Source organism: Burkholderia sp. TSV86 (genome assembly GCF_001522865.1).
GTDB lineage: Bacteria > Pseudomonadota > Gammaproteobacteria > Burkholderiales > Burkholderiaceae > Burkholderia.
On sequence record NZ_LOWB01000076.1, the window covers coordinates 108,023 to 124,137 of the forward strand.

At 65.2% G+C, this 16,115-nt stretch carries 19 protein-coding genes and 1 riboswitch; of the genes, 5 read left to right on the forward strand and 14 right to left on the reverse strand.

Annotated features, from left to right (window positions below):
- Window positions 1-8 precede the first annotated feature (8 nt).
- From WS68_RS13780 to WS68_RS13795, 4 genes are read right to left on the reverse strand one after another with little or no spacing between them, the layout of a single operon-like run.
- Complete coding sequence (locus tag WS68_RS13780; protein ID WP_059571338.1) at window positions 9-1,367, reverse strand: MFS transporter; 1,359 nt, start codon at window positions 1,365-1,367, stop codon at window positions 9-11.
- Window positions 1,364-1,600 (reverse strand): DUF2783 domain-containing protein, encoded by a 237-nt coding sequence (locus WS68_RS13785; RefSeq protein ID WP_059571339.1) that lies wholly within the window; start codon window positions 1,598-1,600, stop codon window positions 1,364-1,366. Before WS68_RS13785 ends, WS68_RS13780 begins: the two co-directional genes overlap by 4 nt.
- A gap of 41 nt (window positions 1,601-1,641) precedes the next feature.
- On the reverse strand, window positions 1,642-3,303 hold the full coding sequence (locus WS68_RS13790) for an FAD-dependent oxidoreductase (protein WP_059571340.1): 1,662 nt from the start codon (window positions 3,301-3,303) through the stop codon (window positions 1,642-1,644).
- A gap of 11 nt (window positions 3,304-3,314) precedes the next feature.
- Window positions 3,315-4,271, reverse strand: a complete 957-nt coding sequence (locus WS68_RS13795; RefSeq protein WP_059571388.1) for an MBL fold metallo-hydrolase — start codon at window positions 4,269-4,271, stop codon at window positions 3,315-3,317.
- Window positions 4,272-4,534: 263 nt separating this feature from the next.
- Between WS68_RS13795 and WS68_RS13800 the strand changes: the two genes are divergently transcribed.
- The gene (locus tag WS68_RS13800; protein ID WP_059571341.1) at window positions 4,535-5,347 is read left to right on the forward strand and encodes an EAL domain-containing protein; all 813 of its coding nucleotides are present in this window, start codon (window positions 4,535-4,537) and stop codon (window positions 5,345-5,347) included.
- A gap of 50 nt (window positions 5,348-5,397) precedes the next feature.
- Here the strand turns inward: WS68_RS13800 and WS68_RS13805 are convergent, their stop codons facing one another.
- Together WS68_RS13805 and WS68_RS13810 are read right to left on the reverse strand one after the other, a co-directional pair.
- A complete protein-coding gene (locus WS68_RS13805; protein WP_059571389.1) occupies window positions 5,398-5,811 on the reverse strand; it encodes a GFA family protein in 414 nt (137 codons plus the stop codon).
- 331 nt (window positions 5,812-6,142) lie between these two features.
- Window positions 6,143-6,934: an IclR family transcriptional regulator gene (locus WS68_RS13810; RefSeq protein WP_059571342.1), complete on the reverse strand. Its 792-nt coding sequence runs from the start codon at window positions 6,932-6,934 to the stop codon at window positions 6,143-6,145.
- A gap of 76 nt (window positions 6,935-7,010) precedes the next feature.
- Here WS68_RS13810 and WS68_RS13815 point away from each other — a divergent pair, with 76 nt between their 5' ends.
- Window positions 7,011-8,198, forward strand: coding sequence for an acyl-CoA dehydrogenase (locus tag WS68_RS13815; protein WP_059571343.1), 1,188 nt, complete (start codon window positions 7,011-7,013; stop codon window positions 8,196-8,198).
- 280 nt (window positions 8,199-8,478) lie between these two features.
- Here the strand turns inward: WS68_RS13815 and WS68_RS13820 are convergent, their stop codons facing one another.
- Complete coding sequence (locus WS68_RS13820) at window positions 8,479-9,117, reverse strand: peroxiredoxin (RefSeq protein ID WP_059571344.1); 639 nt, start codon at window positions 9,115-9,117, stop codon at window positions 8,479-8,481.
- 326 nt (window positions 9,118-9,443) lie between these two features.
- On the opposite strand from WS68_RS13820, the gene WS68_RS13825 reads away from it, so the two are divergent.
- From WS68_RS13825 to WS68_RS13835, 3 genes are all read left to right on the forward strand, one after another.
- A complete protein-coding gene (locus tag WS68_RS13825) occupies window positions 9,444-9,746 on the forward strand; it encodes a DUF883 family protein (protein WP_059520031.1) in 303 nt (100 codons plus the stop codon).
- A gap of 103 nt (window positions 9,747-9,849) precedes the next feature.
- A complete protein-coding gene (locus WS68_RS13830) occupies window positions 9,850-10,227 on the forward strand; it encodes a phage holin family protein (protein WP_059571345.1) in 378 nt (125 codons plus the stop codon).
- A 115-nt stretch (window positions 10,228-10,342) separates the two neighbouring features.
- The gene (locus tag WS68_RS13835; RefSeq protein ID WP_082710027.1) at window positions 10,343-10,747 is read left to right on the forward strand and encodes a DUF3318 domain-containing protein; all 405 of its coding nucleotides are present in this window, start codon (window positions 10,343-10,345) and stop codon (window positions 10,745-10,747) included.
- Window positions 10,748-10,970: 223 nt separating this feature from the next.
- Here WS68_RS13835 and WS68_RS13840 read toward each other — a convergent pair whose 3' ends face one another.
- The 7 genes from WS68_RS13840 to glyA form a co-directional block, all read right to left on the reverse strand.
- The gene (locus WS68_RS13840; protein WP_059571347.1) at window positions 10,971-11,420 is read right to left on the reverse strand and encodes a type IV pilin protein; all 450 of its coding nucleotides are present in this window, start codon (window positions 11,418-11,420) and stop codon (window positions 10,971-10,973) included.
- Window positions 11,421-11,433: 13 nt separating this feature from the next.
- The gene (locus WS68_RS13845) at window positions 11,434-11,967 is read right to left on the reverse strand and encodes a hypothetical protein (RefSeq protein WP_156429500.1); all 534 of its coding nucleotides are present in this window, start codon (window positions 11,965-11,967) and stop codon (window positions 11,434-11,436) included.
- Window positions 11,968-12,029: 62 nt separating this feature from the next.
- Entirely contained in the window at window positions 12,030-12,815 is a 786-nt protein-coding gene (locus WS68_RS13850; RefSeq protein ID WP_059571349.1) for a PilW family protein, read from the reverse strand.
- Complete coding sequence (locus WS68_RS13855; protein ID WP_231753017.1) at window positions 12,812-13,216, reverse strand: hypothetical protein; 405 nt, start codon at window positions 13,214-13,216, stop codon at window positions 12,812-12,814. Before WS68_RS13855 ends, WS68_RS13850 begins: the two co-directional genes overlap by 4 nt.
- Window positions 13,213-13,773, reverse strand: coding sequence for a GspH/FimT family pseudopilin (locus WS68_RS13860; protein ID WP_059571350.1), 561 nt, complete (start codon window positions 13,771-13,773; stop codon window positions 13,213-13,215). The genes WS68_RS13855 and WS68_RS13860 overlap by 4 nt, the downstream gene beginning before the upstream one ends.
- 199 nt (window positions 13,774-13,972) lie before the next feature.
- Window positions 13,973-14,452 carry a transcriptional regulator NrdR gene (gene nrdR, locus WS68_RS13865; protein WP_059571351.1) on the reverse strand — a complete coding sequence of 160 codons (480 nt, stop codon included), beginning with the start codon at window positions 14,450-14,452 and terminating at the stop codon, window positions 13,973-13,975.
- 6 nt (window positions 14,453-14,458) lie between these two features.
- Window positions 14,459-15,706 (reverse strand): serine hydroxymethyltransferase, encoded by a 1,248-nt coding sequence (gene glyA, locus WS68_RS13870; RefSeq protein WP_059571352.1) that lies wholly within the window; start codon window positions 15,704-15,706, stop codon window positions 14,459-14,461.
- 154 nt (window positions 15,707-15,860) lie between these two features.
- Window positions 15,861-15,961: riboswitch (ZMP/ZTP riboswitch) on the reverse strand.
- Window positions 15,962-16,115: the final 154 nt, after the last annotated feature.

Genomic DNA, 16,115 nt, shown 5'->3' on the forward strand with positions numbered 1-16,115 from the left:
TTCTCCATTCAAGCAACATGCGGCGCGGCCGGATCGCGCCGGCGCGCAACGCCCGCGAGGCCGAGCACGAAGATCGCCGAGCCCAGCACCGGCACCGCGGCCGCGTGAAACAGCGCGTCGTGCGTCCAGCCCAGCGCGATCAACTGCCCGCCGACGAGCGGGCCGAGCACCGAGCCGACGCGACCGATGCCCAGACTCCAGCCGATGCCCGTCGAGCGCAGCGACGTCGGGTAATAATGGCCCGCGAGCGCATTGACGGCCGGCTGTCCGCCGACGATGCAAAACCCACCGACGAATACCGCCGCGAGCAGCAACGGCAGCACGTGCGCGGCCGGGCCGATCAGGCCGACCGCGAGCGCGGCGCACGCGAAGCAGACGAACAGCACGCGCGCGAAGCCGTGCCGTTCGATCAACCAGCCGAGCGACAGCGTGCCCGCCACGCCGCCCGTCTGCAGCACCGTACCGACGACCACGGCCGTCTCGTTCGCATAGCCCGCATCGCGGATCACGGTCGGCAGCCAATTCGATAAAAAATACAAGTCAATCAGATTCATGAAGCTGATCGCCCACAACAGCAGCGTGACACCCGCGCGCCCCGCGCGAAACAGCTCGGCCACCGGCGCGCCGCGCGGCGCGGCTTCGCGCACCACGAGCGTCGTATCGGCGGCGAGCGGCAGTTGCGGCGCGAACCGCGCGAGCCATGCGCGCGCCGCCTGCTGCCGGCCGCGCAGCACGAGAAACTGCGGCGACTCGGGCAAACGCGCGGCCATCGCCACTGCAAGCACGAGCGGCGCCGCGCCGCCGACGAAGAACACCGCGCGCCAGCCGAACGCGGGAATCAGCGCGGCGCTGACGAAGCCGCCCAATGCCGCGCCGAGCGTGAAGCCGCACGACACGATCATCATTCGCTTCACGCGATGCGCGGCCGGGCTGCATTCGCCGACGAGCGCCATCGCATTCGGCATGATGCAGCCGAGCCCCAGGCCCGTGACAAAGCGCAGCGCGATCAGCGCGGAAATCGTCGGCGCGAACGGCGTGGCGAGCATCGTCGCCGCGAAAAACAGCGTCGCGCCGATCAACACCGGCCGGCGGCCGATCCGGTCGGCCAGCACCGACAAGCCGAGCGCGCCGATCAGCATCCCGAACAGGCTCGCGCTGAACACGGGGCCGAGCGCCTGCCTCTGCACGCCCCACTCGGCGATCACGCTCGGCGCGACATAACCCATCGCCTGCGCGTCGAAGCCGTCGAGCACGAGGCTCAACCCGCACAGCGTAAGCAGCAGCGCGTGGAACGCGGGATGGTGCGTGTCGTCGATCACGCGCTCGACTTCGAGCACGCGCGCTGCCTTGAGCGCCCGCACGCTCATTGCGCTGCCCGCCCGGCAAGCGGCGGCACGGCGGCGGCGTGCGCGCCGCCGCGCGCGAGCGCCATCGCCTCGCGCAACACGTCGAGATCGCCAACCTGGTTGGCCAGCAGCAGGATCAGCTTCGCGTTGACGCGTTGGCTTTCGTCGTCGGACAGATCGCGGTGCATGTCGATCAGCGCTTCGTAGAACGCGTCCGGGTCCGCCAAACGCGGGCGGGTGTCGAGATGGCGCATCGGGTGTCTCCTGTCTCCATTGGTATGACGGGCCGGCATGCTCACGCGGCGCCGATCGCGCGCAGCAGCGCGGCGCGCACCGCGCGCGCATCCGCCGATCGCATGCGCGCGCACACGTGCTGATCCGGACGCAGCAGATAGAACGTACCGGGGCGCGCGTCGTAGCGCTGCGCGGCAAGCCCGTCGACGTCCTCGATCATGTCGACGCCCGGCACCGCGCGCCCCTGCGCGCTCGGCACGACGAGCACCGGCGCGATGGGCAGCGCTTGATCGCGCGTCGACTCGACGAGCGCCTGCGCATCGTCGATCGTGCCGAACCAGAGGCCGGAGAAGCCGCGCCGCACATGCTGCAGCAGCCAGCCGGGCTCGCCGTGCGCGACAACCGGCGCATCGATCGCGACCTCGCCCGGCACCGGAGCGCCGTCGAACGTGTCGCCCGCGCGATCCGCGGTATTGAGCGGCGAATCGGCGAGCACCGCGGGCACCGATAGCCGCCCGCTATTGACGAGCCCGCGCGCGAACTCGCAATCGCGGGCCAGTTCGAGCGTAGCGTCGCGGAACGTGCGCGACACCGCGCACTTCGGCGTGATGAAATCGGTCGCGCGCGTCGAATGACGGATGTTCTCGTCGGCGGCGAATTCGCGCTCAGCCGCATAGGTGTCGAGCAGCGCATCGGGCGCGTATCCGCCCAGCACGAGCGCGAGCTTCCACGCGAGATTGTCGGCATCCTGCACGCCGCTATTCGCGCCGCGCGCGCCGAATGGCGACACGCCGTGCGCCGCATCGCCCGCGAACAGCACGCGGCCGTGCCGGAAACTGTCCATCCGCTGGCAACGGAACGTATAAACGCTGACCCATTCGAGTTCGAACTCGGCATCGGGGCCGAGCAACGCGCGCACGCGCGGGATTACACGCTCGGGCGCCTTCTCCGCGACCGGATCGACGTCCCAGCCGAGTTGGAAGTCGATCCGCCAGACGCCATCGGGCTGCCGATGCAGCAGCACCGACTGGTTGCGATGAAACGGCGGATCAAACCAGAACCAACGTTCGGCCGGAAACGGCGCGCTCATCTTCACGTCGGCGATCAGGAAGCGGTCCTTGAACGTGCGGCCGCGGCTGTCGAGCCCCATCATCGCGCGCAGCGGGCTCTTCGAGCCGTCAGCCGCGATCACGTATCGCGCGCGCAGCGTGCACGGGCCATCGGGCGTCTCGACCTCGAGCGCCACGTGATCGGCCGCCTGCCCGATGCCCGTCACGCGGTTCTTCCAGCGCAGATCGAGATTCGGCAGCTCGCTCGCACGCTCGGCCAGATAACCTTCGACGTAATATTGCTGCAGATTGACGAACGCGGGCCACTGGCATCCCGCATCCGGCAGCAGATCGAACGTGTAAATCAGTTCGTCGTGCAGGAACACCTTGCCGACGTTCCAGCCCACGCCCTTTTGCGCAATCCGCTCGCCGCAGCCGAGCCGGTCCAGAATTTCGAGCGTGCGCTTCGCAAAGCAGATCGCGCGCGAACCGGTCGCGAGCGTGTCGTCGTCGTCGAGCAGCACGACGGGCACGTCGCGCTGAGCCAGATCGATCGCCGCCGCCAGTCCGACCGGCCCCGCGCCGACCACCGCCACCGGATGCGGCGCGAGTGCGTCGGCGTATTCGGCGCGCGGCCGGCAGCCGAACTTCAGCGTCTGGTAATCGGTGCCCATGGTCGCCGCGCTCAGCCTTCGAGGGTTTGCCACATGTCCTTGTCGCGCTCGGCCGTCCAGATCCGCGGGTGCGGATATTGGGTCGCCTCGTCGAACGCACGTGTCACGTCAAACGGCATGCAGTGATCGAAAATCACCCATTCGCCGAATTTCGGCTTCAGCGCCGCGTAGGTTTCCTTGTACAGCGCGTTCAGATCCTTGCCCGCCGCCGCGCCCGCCTTCACGCTCGCGTACAGCTCGCTGACGAACGCGCGTGTGCCGGCCAGCCCGAGGGCGACCTCCTGCGATGTCTTCAGCGCCGCGCCGCGGCCCGGCACGAGCTTCTCCGGCTTGAGCGCCGCGATCGCGTCAAGCGTATGCGGCCAGTCCTCGAAGTACGCGTCGCCCGCATACGGCGTTGCGCCGTATTCGACGAGATCGCCCGACAGCAGCACTTTCTCCTGCGGCAGCCATACGACCGTGTCGCCCTTCGTGTGCCCGCGGCCCAACTGCAGGATCTTCACTTCGAGCTTGCCGAGCCAAAGCGTCATCTCGCCTTTGAACGTCAGCGTCGGCCACGTCAGGCCCGGCACCGATTCGACCGAGCGGAACAGCCGCGGAAAGCGCTCGATCTCGCTTTTCATGTCGGCCGCGCCGCGCTCGACGATCAGGTCATAGGTGTCCTGGCTCGCGATCACGTGATCGGCGCCATACGCCGACGCGCCCAACACCCGCACCGCGTGGTAGTGCGTGAGCAGCACGTACTTGATCGGTTTGTCGGTGATTTCGCGAATGCGGCGGATCACGTCCTGCGCCATCACGGGGGTCGCCTGCGTGTCGGCCACGAGCACCGCATCGTCGCCGACGATGATCCCGGTGTTCGGATCGCCTTCGGCGGTGTAAGCGTAGGCATGCTCGGACAGGCGCTCGAACGTCACCTGCTTGTCAGTCAGATCCGCCTGCGAGGCGAATGTCTTGTCACCGGCCATCTTTTTCTCCTTGCTCCGCTCGGCAAGAGCGCCGCTCCGATCCATCGTGCGCAGGACCGCACGCCCGGTTTCCCGACGGGCGGCCCACTGATTACGAATAGTACAATCGATTTCTTTTAGTAAAATTAACGTATACCCTGAATGGTCCCCGTCCAGGCCCGATATCGATATGAGCAAATCGCGCAACCAATCAGGCGCGGCGCTGCTACTATCATTCGTATAGACGGCGGCCGATTCGGCCGCCTTTCTTCCATCCGGAGTCCATGGTTCCGCCCACCATTGCCGAACTCGTCGCCCGCGCGGGCAAGCTGCCGTTTCTGCGCGAGCACCTCGCGCTCGACGACGACGCGCGCGGCGCGCACGCGTATGCGCATCTGCGCGATGCGCGTCTCGAAAGCGCGTATGAGCCGATTTACGACGTGTCGATGCCGGGCGCGCCACAATCGGCATCGCTCACCGACGCGATCGAGCGTTACGGCGACGAGCTGGGCTTTCAGGCCATTACGCAGGTGGGCGGCGCGCCGTTCGATCCGTTCGACGCGGTGGCCGACGATCAGTCGCTCGTCGCGCTCGACCGGCTCGCGCGCAGCTTGCATGCGATCAACTTCTTCGGCGCGCAGCGGCATGGGCTGCTGTTCCTGCGCGTGCACGAACGGCTGCTAAAAAGCGTCAAGTACGACCACGGCAAGCATTTCTCGAGCGTGCTCGAGAGTTTCGGCCTGAGCCCCGAGCGCATCGTGATCGAGCTGCCGGCCGCGGCCGTCGCACACAAGACCTTTCTCGGCTATCTGACGAAGAGCTATCAGCACTACGGATTCAAGGTCGCGGACAAGCTGCCCGATCCGGGCCGCATTCTCGCCGTCGAATCGGAGATGGCTCGCCCCGACTACATCAAAATGGACGCGTCTGCCGCGCTGCGCGAAGGCATGGTGAAGGCGCTCGTCGGCTACGCGCAGCGCGTGCACATTCCGCTCATCTTCGATCATGTCGTCGATGAAACGCAGTTCGAGCTGTTGCGCCAATATGATGTGCGGCTCGTGCAAGGGCCAGTGTTCTCGCACCCGGCTGCGGTGTGAAAAAGCGGAAGAACGGGCGGCGGGCGCGGCCGGACGCCTCGCGCCGCGCATCAGTCACCGCCGTCGTCGAACACCGGCGGGCCGCCCGCCACGTCCAGCCCCGGCACACGGTTTGCATACCAGGTGTGCGCGCCTGGACGAGTCCGTGACGGATCGTCGAGCGTCGCGTAATTGAATTCGACCGTCTCGGGCGCATCCGGCCGCCGATATTCGAGCTGCGCGCCGCATTGCACGCAGAAGCGCCGCTCGGCCCACGCGCTCGACGCATACACGCGCGGCTCGCCCTTCACATATTCGAAGGCGCCGATCAGCACCAATGCCCGCGCAAGCACGGCGGCGCCTGTCGTCCGCTGACATAGCCGGCAGTGGCAAAAGCCGGCGCTCGCGGGCTCGACGGTGATCCGATAGCGAATCGCGCCACATGCGCAACCGCCCGTCGCGGTTCGAAACTCGGCATCATCGATCTCCTGCGCACATATTTTGCTGCGGCGATCGCGCCGCAATAGGACTGCGGCGCCCGGATCACAATCGATTTCAGACGACGGGCACCGCCAGCGGACGTAACCGGCAACCGGAATGCGCACCGGCGCGACGCGGCACTGCGCGATCCGACGCGTCAACCGACAGCCCGAGTTCACGCGCAATGACGCATGCATAAGACGGCCCAAATAAGGCGGCGCAACGCGGCTGACGCGGCACTGTCGACACCAACACCACCCCGCAAACGCGCGGCCAACCCACGCGCGCCATCCGCCCGGCGCAAGCCGCCGCCTCGCACCGCAAACGGCCGGCCCGCTATGCGGTGGGCCCGAGCCGCTTCGCAAGCGCCTTCAACTTCGGCCCGATCCGGTCGCGAAACACGTCCTCGCCCATCGACGAAGCCGGCCCGCTGCAACTCAGGATCAGCCAGCGCCCTTCGCGCGGTTCGCGAAACGGCACCGCGACCGCATTCACATCTGCGTGCCAGTCGCGAAACGAATAGCAGCAGCCTTGCGCGGCAAACGCATCGACCGCGCGCTGCGCCGTCTCGACGAGCGCGCCCGCCGCCCGCCCCTTGCCCGCCGCCTTGCGCAGCTCGGCGAACAGCGCCGCGCGCGAATCGGGCGGCTGTACAGCGAGATACGCCCGGCCCATCGAACTCGTCAGCATCGACAATCGCGAACCCGACGCAAGCCCGAGCGTCAACGCCGTCTCGCTGCGGATCGTCTCCAGATAGATCATGTCGAGACCGTCGCGGCACCCGAGCGACACGGCCGCGCCAATCTCGCGCGCAAGCGCCTGCATGTGCGGCCGCGCGAGCGCGAGCGTATCCGAGCCCGCGAGCAGCGCATAGCCGAGCGACAGTACGCCCGCGTCGAGCGCATATTTGCCGAGCGTGTCGTCGTAGCGCAAATAACCGAGTACGGTAAGGGTATAGGCGAGCCGGTTGACGGTCGCCTTCGGCAGGCCGGTACGCTCGACGAAATCGCGATTGCCGAGCATCGTCTCGCCCGGCCGGAACGCGCGCAGCAGGTCGAGCCCGCGCGCAAGCGCGACGACGAACTTGCGCGCATCGAGCACACCGTCATCGATGGTCGGGACATGCATGCGATGGTACACTGAGGCCGAAATGCAAAACATTGTTCCGCACAGCAGAACTTCCGTCAAGTGAGGAGACATCGCGATGGCCGCTGCAAGCTTTCATTGGGACGATCCGCTGCTGCTCGATCAGCAGCTCACCGGCGACGAGCGGATGGTCCGCGACGCCGCGAGCGCCTACGCGCAACGCAAGCTCGCGCCGCGTGTGACCGACGCGTTCCGCCACGAAACCACCGACGCGACGATCTTTCGCGAAATGGGCGAGCTGGGCCTGCTCGGCCCGACGATCCCCGAGCAGTACGGCGGCCCCGGCCTCAACTACGTGAGTTACGGACTGATCGCGCGCGAGATCGAGCGCATCGACTCGGGGTATCGCTCGATGATGTCGGTTCAGTCGTCGCTCGTGATGGTGCCGATCCACGAATTCGGCTCCGACGCGCAAAAGGACAAATACCTGCCGAAGCTCGCGACGGGCGAATGGATAGGCTGCTTCGGCCTCACCGAGCCGAACCACGGCTCCGATCCGGGCAGCATGGTGACGCGTGCGACGAAAGTGCCAGGCGGCTATTCACTGTCCGGCGCGAAGATGTGGATCACGAACGCGCCGATCGCCGACGTGTTCGTCGTCTGGGCGAAACTCGACGAAGACGGCCGCGACGCGATCCACGGCTTCATTCTAGAGAAGGGCTGGAAGGGTCTCACCGCGCCCGCGATCCACGGCAAGGTGGGCCTGCGCGCGTCGATCACGGGCGAGATCGTGCTCGATGAAGTGTTCGTGCCGGAAGAGAACCGGCTACCGCACGTCAGCGGCCTGCGCGGCCCGTTCACGTGCCTGAACTCGGCGCGCTACGGCATCGCGTGGGGCGCGCTCGGCGCGGCCGAGTCGTGCTGGCACACCGCGCGCCAGTACGTGCTCGATCGGCATCAATTCGGCCGCCCGCTCGCCGCCAATCAATTGATTCAGAAAAAACTCGCCGACATGCAGACCGAAATCACCCTCGGCCTGCAAGGGGTGCTGCGTCTCGGACGAATGAAGGACGAAGGCACGGCCGCCGTCGAGATCACGTCGATCATGAAGCGCAACTCGTGCGGCAAGGCCCTCGACATTGCCCGGCTCGCGCGCGACATGCTGGGCGGCAACGGCATTTCCGACGAGTTCGGCGTCGCGCGGCATCTGGTCAATCTCGAGGTGGTGAACACCTACGAGGGAACGCATGACATCCACGCGCTGATCCTCGGCCGCGCGCAAACCGGCATTCAAGCATTCTTCTGAGCGGCTCGCGGCCCGCTTCGATAACGGCCGCGCAACGCGCCGACTTGGCCGGGGCCCGCCCCGAACGGCTTCGGGTGCAGCCAAGCGCCGCTCGCCCACACGGGTCACGCGCCTGCTTCATGGCTTCACGGATTGGGTTCGAGCCCCGCTCCACCGCCCGTCGCACGAGCGGCATCGAAACCGCCGCTCGCTTTGCCAACAAAAAGCCCCGGCCAGCAGCGCCAGGGCTTTTCGTCAGACGACAATCACGCCATGCCAAACCACACACGGCGCGCGCCGGTCATTTGTTCGGTTGCGGCGTCAGACGCAGATACGGGCGCACCGCGTTGAAGCCTTTCGGGAAGCGCTGCTTCAGTTCTTCCGGGTCCTGCAGCGACGGCACGATCACGACATCGTCGCCATCCTTCCAGTTGCCGGGCGTCGCGACTTTGTAGTTGTCGGTCAATTGCAGCGAATCGATCACGCGCAGCACTTCGTCGAAATTGCGGCCCGTGCTCGCCGGGTACGTGATGATGAGGCGCACTTTCTTGTTCGGATCGATCACGAACAACGAGCGCACGGTCAGCGTTTCGTTCGCGTTCGGATGGATCATGTCATAGAGCTGCGACACCTTACGGTCGGCGTCGGCGATGATCGGGAAACCGACGCTCGTGGCCTGCGTCTCGTTGATATCGTCGATCCAGCCCTTGTGCGACTCGACGCTGTCGACCGACAGCGCAATCACCTTGACGTTGCGCTTGTCGAATTCGCCCTTGAGCTTCGCGGTCAATCCAAGCTCCGTCGTGCAAACGGGCGTGTAGTCGGCGGGATGCGAGAAAAGCACGCCCCAACTATTGCCGAGCCACTCATGGAATTTGATGCGGCCGAGACTCGAATCCTGTTCGAAATCCGGCGCGAGGTCACCAAGACGCAGACTCATATTGCAGCTCCTTGATCTAGCATGGGTCGGGCGCCCAGGCACAGGATATGCCCGGACAAGCCTTCAGGTTAAGGGATGAGGCATCCGGCGAAAACGATTATTCCGTCAGATATTCATTCCTTTTTATCATTTTTGCCGGGTGCGGTTTGACTATTTTGGAAACTTTTTCGTTCCGGACCGTCTCTCTAAGTAATCGCAAGTCGTTTACCATGTTAGCCAAGCGCGATCCTGCGCCGCCTGCGACGGGACGCCGCGCCCGAACACAGGCGCGGGTCTTGCTGCGATCCCGTACCGGGCCCGCGCCCCCAAGCAAGAAGGGAGTCGCAATGTCGGAAGTCAACAAGGAGAAACTGATGTCGGATATCAAAACTGTTCTCGCGGATGCGGAAGACCTGTTGAAGCAGGCCGCAAGCAGCACGGGGGATCGCGCGAACGAACTGCGCGACAAAGCGCTCACGCGCCTGAAGCAGGCAAAGGAAAAAGCGGCCGACGTCCAGGTGGTTGTGGTCGAGAAAGGCAAGAAGGCCGCACGCGCCACCGACGACTACGTGCACGAGCATCCTTGGACATCGATCGGCATCGCAGCCGGCGTCGGCGTGCTGATCGGCCTTTTGATCAACCGCAAGTAATACCGGCACAGCTCCGAGGGCGGTCCGATCCCGCTCGCGCCCATGCGGCGCACCGGGCGGTGCCGTAGCGCACCGCCGTCCTTTACGGGCACGCACTTCATTCATGACGACAGAAACCTCATCGCATGGGCCGCTGCGCCGCCTGCTCGGTTCCGCGTTCGCCCTGTTGCAGACCCGGCTGGAACTCGTCGGTATCGAGATCGCCGAGGAGAAGGAGCGCCTGCTGGCCATGCTCTTTCTCGGACTCGCCGCAATGACGCTCGCAACAATGGCGCTCGTCAGCCTCACGGCGCTCGTCGCGATCGTGTTCTGGGATAGCTATCGCTGGCAAGCGCTCGCCGCCATTACCGGACTCTATGCGTTTGGTGCGCTCGTCTGCGTGCTGAAGGTCCTTGCCGGACTGCGCAACGCGCCGGCGATATTCGACGCCACGCTGAACGAACTGGAAAAAGACCGCGAGCTGTTCCGCGGCAAATCGTGAACGCCGGCATGCATTTTCCGTTCTGCTTTCGGTTCCGCCCTTCTCCATTTTGTCACGCGCCATGAGCCACTCCGCCACGGACCCACGATTTCGCACCGCCTCGCACAAGCGGCGCATGAGTGCCGCCGAGCACCGGGCGCTGCGCAAGGAATTGCTGCTGCTGCGCTCCGACGCCGAGCGCCTCGAATTCGCCCACGCCGGCGCCGAATTGCGTCAGTCCGTCACTCAGTTCAAATGGCTTAAGTTGATCGTGCCGGGCTTGTCGACAAGTGTGTTCGGCAAATCGGCGAGAAACGTCAATACGGTGTTGGGCACGCTCGTCAATCAATATCCGCTGCTGAGTTCGCTCGCGTCGATCCTGCTGGCAAAGCCCGCGCGAACATTGCTGCGCGTGAGCGCGCGCCCCGCGCTCAAGTGGGGCGCAATCGGGCTTGCCGTGTGGAATGTTTATCGGATCTGGAAGCAGATGAAAAGCGATAACCGGCAACCCGGTTCGCAGACGCGAAACCACAAATCGTGAAGCGCGGGCGAGTAACAGGTGTAACCGAGTGGACACTTCCGCGTCTGGCGCTTCGCATGGAATCGGCCGGCCATGCACTGCCTGCGGCATAGCCACCCCGCACGCCCCATCTCTGTCTTTGCCCACGTTCCGGCCACGCATACCCCTCCCCCGTTGTTTCGCCTCGCAGTTGTGCTGGTTGTCCGGCCTCGCCTCATCGGCATGAGGCCGCCCTCTCCGGCACTCAATTCATCAACCAGCAAGCCCCCACACCGGAGGCCTGCTGCCCGGCTGCGCCGTTCATTGCGCGATTCTCGCGCGTGCCGTCCGCGTACAGCACAAAAACGCCGCAAGCATCGTCGCGCATCGCGCCGTTCGTTGCCGGGCTCGCCTCCAGCGCGTATCCGCCGTGCGCGTCTTCGGCTGTCATTTTCAGCCAATAGACCGCCACACCTGTTTCAGGCGCCCGACTCAACCCGTCAGGCAATGCGGCGGGCAAGGTTTCGCCGAATGCATCGACGTATTGCGCCGCGCGATACAGCGCGGCGACCGCGCTCAACCGATGCCCTCGTTCGACGTGACGCCGATACGACGGAATTGCGAATGTCGCGAGCGCCGCCACGATCGCAAGCGCGACAATCACTTCAATCAGCGAGAATCCGCGGCAATTCGCGGCACCTTTCGTTAACGACATCGCTCCTCTGCGCCTACGCCGGCCTACCTACGACTCGCCGCCACCGACGCTCGACACTTCCGCGCTCGACAACGATCTGCAGTTGCAGCCACTCGCCTGTATCCCGCGTCGCGCCGATACCCCGTGCGGTCACGACATACGCGCGCGCCCCGGGCCGCGCGGGCAGGCGCCACGCCTCGATCACGCAACTCGGCGCTTGCGCTGCATTGGGCCAATTAGGATACGGCGCGAATGCGCGGCTACCGTCGAAAATGCCGGGGTGTCGCCATCCGGCCGGCTCGCCCGCGGCGTCTCCGGCTGGCGCGGCATCGTGGGCGGCCGTGCCGTTCAGCAGCGCATCGGCGCAGGCATCGAGCGCCGCGTCGGCTGCATGAAAAGCAATCAACCGGCTGGCAAGATTCGTCGTGCGCCGCATTTCCGTCGCCGCGATTTCGAACCATGCGGACGACATCACGACAAGCGACGCCGTCACGGCCAGCACGCCCGGCAACGCGACGCCCCGCGAACCATACGTGCAACGCGCACACCGTTTGGTTGCGCGGCGCATGCGCCAGCATTCGGCGCTCATCGAAGTTCGGTTCGATGGCAATACGACCGCCGATGAAGCACTCATCCGTTCCTCCGATTGCGAACCGCAACATAACGACGCAATACGAGCCTTGCTCGGGTATCGGCGGCCACCACCGCCCGCCCCGAACAATCGACATAGCGGACCGCGCGGCCAGTCGGCCTTCCGCGCACCTCAACACAAACGGCAACGGCTGCGACGCTATCCCAGGCCGAGGCAGACAGCGCCGATGCATCGACCCACTCCGCGGCACCACGCAACCGGTAACGCAACCACAATCGCTCGACACCTTCGACGAGTGGCTGCGCAAGCCCGCGCCTGCCGCTGCCTTCGCAATACAACTCAGGCTCGCCCGTCGACGCGCTGACACGCGCGTAAAAACGATTGACGATCAACGGTTTCGCATCAGCCGCACCGACACCCTGACCGAGGCAATCCGTCGCCTGGCCGGTTACCGTAAGCCACGTCGATACACCGTCGCCAACGTAGCGCACGACGAGCCCATCCGAGCCACTCGCAAGCGGATCGCACACTGGCTGAGCATCCGCACCGACAACCCGTGCCCGCACGCATCCGAAGAGTCCGGGTGCTGGCAGCGCATCGTGCGCATCAAGCGGCACGAAACCGGCCATCTGAATCTGCTGAGCGATCAACACAAGCGCCGCTTGCGCCGAATCGCGCATCCGTGCGGCATCCGCAGCCGCCGCATACGCCGTCCGTTGGACGCGATAAAGCGATACCGCCGTTAGCAAAATAAGCAAACCGAGCGCCATCGCGACCATTGCCTCGATCAACGTATGAGCGCGCCAATGCAATATCCGATTCATCCGCCGCCCACAGTCGCATAGGCGAGCGTCACACATCGCGCACCGCCCGCCGTTACGAAAACCCCGGTGCAACTCGATGAACCTTCGGCTGCCGGCTGCGCGCCGTCCCACTCGACTCGCAGCGTCGCAATGCCGCCGCCCCCGCCGGCAAGCGCGAACTTGCCATGCGGCAACGCAGCCACCGCTGCTTGCCAGTCAATGCCCGCCGGTCCGACAGACTGAGCCGTTTCGGCCCAGGAATCGGCGAAAAACCACGCCTGCTCGCGATATACGGCGTCACGCTCGCTGCGTATCGCCGCAAGCAATGCAGCAATCACACTGAGCGCGGCCATCGCAAGCAGCGCCGACGCAACTGTCACCTCCACCAGCGAGCCGCCCCGCGTCATACGGCGGCACTTCACACCGGCGCTCCACAACCGCCCTCCGTGGCCCGCACGCGTCCACCCGACGCGATCCGCAAACAATGCCGCCAGCGCTCACCGCGCCATACGCCCGATGCATCGTGTGGCGTAAATTCGAAACTCCGAAAACCGCCAATCACTTGTCCTGCCGGCGGCGTGAACACAATGTCGCCGCCCGCGCCCGTCACGGCGACCTGTGCATCGCGCACGAAGCGCCGCAGCACGCGCGTACCGCGAGCGCCGTCCGCCGCGACCACCAACCAGCCGCACGACCAATCGGTCGCACTATCGTTACAGGGCCGGCCGGCCGCAATACATCCGGCTGCCGAGCCGGCCCGGCACAGCACGACGCGAGTGCCGAGTCTGAGCGCTTCCGAGCGCGCATAAGCCAGCGCCGTGCCGAATAGGCGAGCGCGCGCCTCGACCCGATCGCGCATTCGCGCTCCGGAGAGCGTCGGCGCCGTCAGTGTCGTGGCGAGCGCGATCAGCGCAAGCACGACCATCAGCTCGATGAGCGTAAATCCCGCTGCTATTCGCCAGTTGCTATCCGTTCGCATCGTGCGCCTCCGTCAATCCGATGCGCCGACTCTACCGGTGCGCGCGCATGCACACCATCTGCCGAATGGCCGAGTCGCGCGTCATGGCGGCGCGAACGATAATCGCCCAGGCGAGCACGGTTGCCGCGCGATAAGCCCGGGCAATGCGCACCAGAAACGGACGGATTACGGAATGAAACAGGAAAGGGAATATGCAAGCTCAGCGCTTGCGCGGCGGCTTCACGGGCGCCGTGCGCCGGAACTCCTCGATCACGTCCGCGAATTCGGACACGTCCTCGAACCGCCGATAGACGGACGCGAAACGCACATAGGCAATCGTATCGAGGGCGCGCAGCTCGTTCATTACGAGTTCGCCGAGCTTTTCACTGCGGACCTCGCGCTCGCCGGATGCGAGCAATTGATATTCGATGCGTGCGACCGCCGCGTCGATCGCGTCAGCCGCAACGGGACGCTTGCGCAGCGCCAGTTGCATGCTCGCGACGATCTTGCGGCGATCGAATTCGGTGCGGCTGCCATCTTTCTTCACAACAGCAGGCAACGCCAACTCGACCCGCTCATACGTCGTGAAACGCTTGTCGCAGGCCGAGCAGCGGCGGCGCCGGCGTATCGCGGCACCGTCCTCCGACACGCGCGAATCCACTACTTGCGTGTCGTCGTGCCGGCAGAACGGGCAGCGCATGGCCGATCAGCGGTAAACCGGAAACCGCTTCGTCAGCTCGGCGACCTGTGCACGCACGCGCGCGATCGTCGTTTCGTCCTCCGGATTCTCCAGCACGTCGGCGAGCAGATTACCCACGAGCTCGACCTCCTGAGGGCCAAAGCCGCGTGTCGTCATCGCCGGCGAGCCGAGACGGATACCGCTCGTCACGAACGGTTTTTCCGGATCGTTCGGGATCGCATTCTTGTTGACCGTGATGTGCGCCGCGCCGAGCGCCGCTTCCGCCGCCTTGCCGGTAATGTTCTTCGCGCGCAGATCGACGAGCATCACGTGGCTTTCGGTACGGCCGGACACAATGCGCAGGCCGCGCTTCACGAGCGTGTCGGCCAGCACGCGTGCGTTCTCGACCACCTTCTGCTGATACGTCTTGAATTCAGGCGACAGCGCTTCCTTGAACGCCACGGCCTTCGCCGCGATCACATGCATCAGCGGGCCACCCTGGATGCCCGGGAAGATCGCCGAATTGATTTGCTTCTCGTATTCGGCCTTCATCAGGATCACGCCGCCGCGCGGGCCGCGCAGACTTTTGTGCGTTGTCGTCGTGACGAAATCGGCGTGCGGCACCGGGTTCGGATAGACGCCCGCGGCAATCAACCCCGCGTAGTGCGCCATGTCGACCATCAAGTAAGCGCCAACCGACTTCGCGATCTTCGCGAGACGCTCGAAATCGATCTTCAACGCGAACGCCGACGCGCCCGCGACGATCATCTTCGGCTTGTGCTCTTCAGCGAGCTTCTGCGCGGCGCCGTAGTCGATGTCCTCGCTTTCGTTCAGGCCATAGCTGACGACGTTGAACCACTTGCCCGACATGTTGACCGGCGAGCCGTGCGTCAGATGGCCGCCGTGCGCAAGACTCATCCCCATGATCGTGTCGCCCGGCTTGAGCATGGCGAAAAACACGCCCTGGTTTGCCTGCGAGCCGGAGTTCGGCTGCACGTTCGCGGCTTCGGCGCCGAAAAGCTGCTTCACACGATCGATCGCAAGCTGCTCGACGATGTCCACGTACTCGCAGCCGCCGTAATAGCGCTTGCCTGGATAGCCTTCCGCATATTTGTTGGTGAGCTGCGAGCCCTGTGCCGCCATCACGGCCGGGCTCGTGTAATTTTCCGAGGCGATCAGCTCAATATGCTCTTCCTGGCGAGTATTCTCTTGCTGAATCGCTTGCCAAATTTCGGGGTCCACATTCGCAATGGTGCTTTGGGCTCTGTCAAACATACGGTTTCCGTTAAGTGTGTACAGGTTGACCGAAAATGGCCGAATATGTCGCCCGGCCAGCTCGACACGGTGGAGAGCCAGCTCGACGTAGCGGAGGAATCCGTGGAACGCGAGGCAGGACAGCCACCGGCGATGCGCGCACGACACGGCGCACAACGGCTGCCCAGGCGAACGGCAAAAGCGAAACCCCGCGCTTCACGGTGGGACGCTCCACCTTGGCCCCGAAAGGCCTTATCGCCAGTCACGCAGGGAGATATTGAGCGCATTAGTTTATTGGATGCACGGTGAATAGGCAACCAAGCCGAGCTTGCCAGACAATGCCGCCCCCCCAAAAAGGGCCAAATTGATCGGCACTGCGGGCCGGGTCTGCAGGGTGTGCGCGTCTGGCGCGTCCCGGCCTTGTCGCACC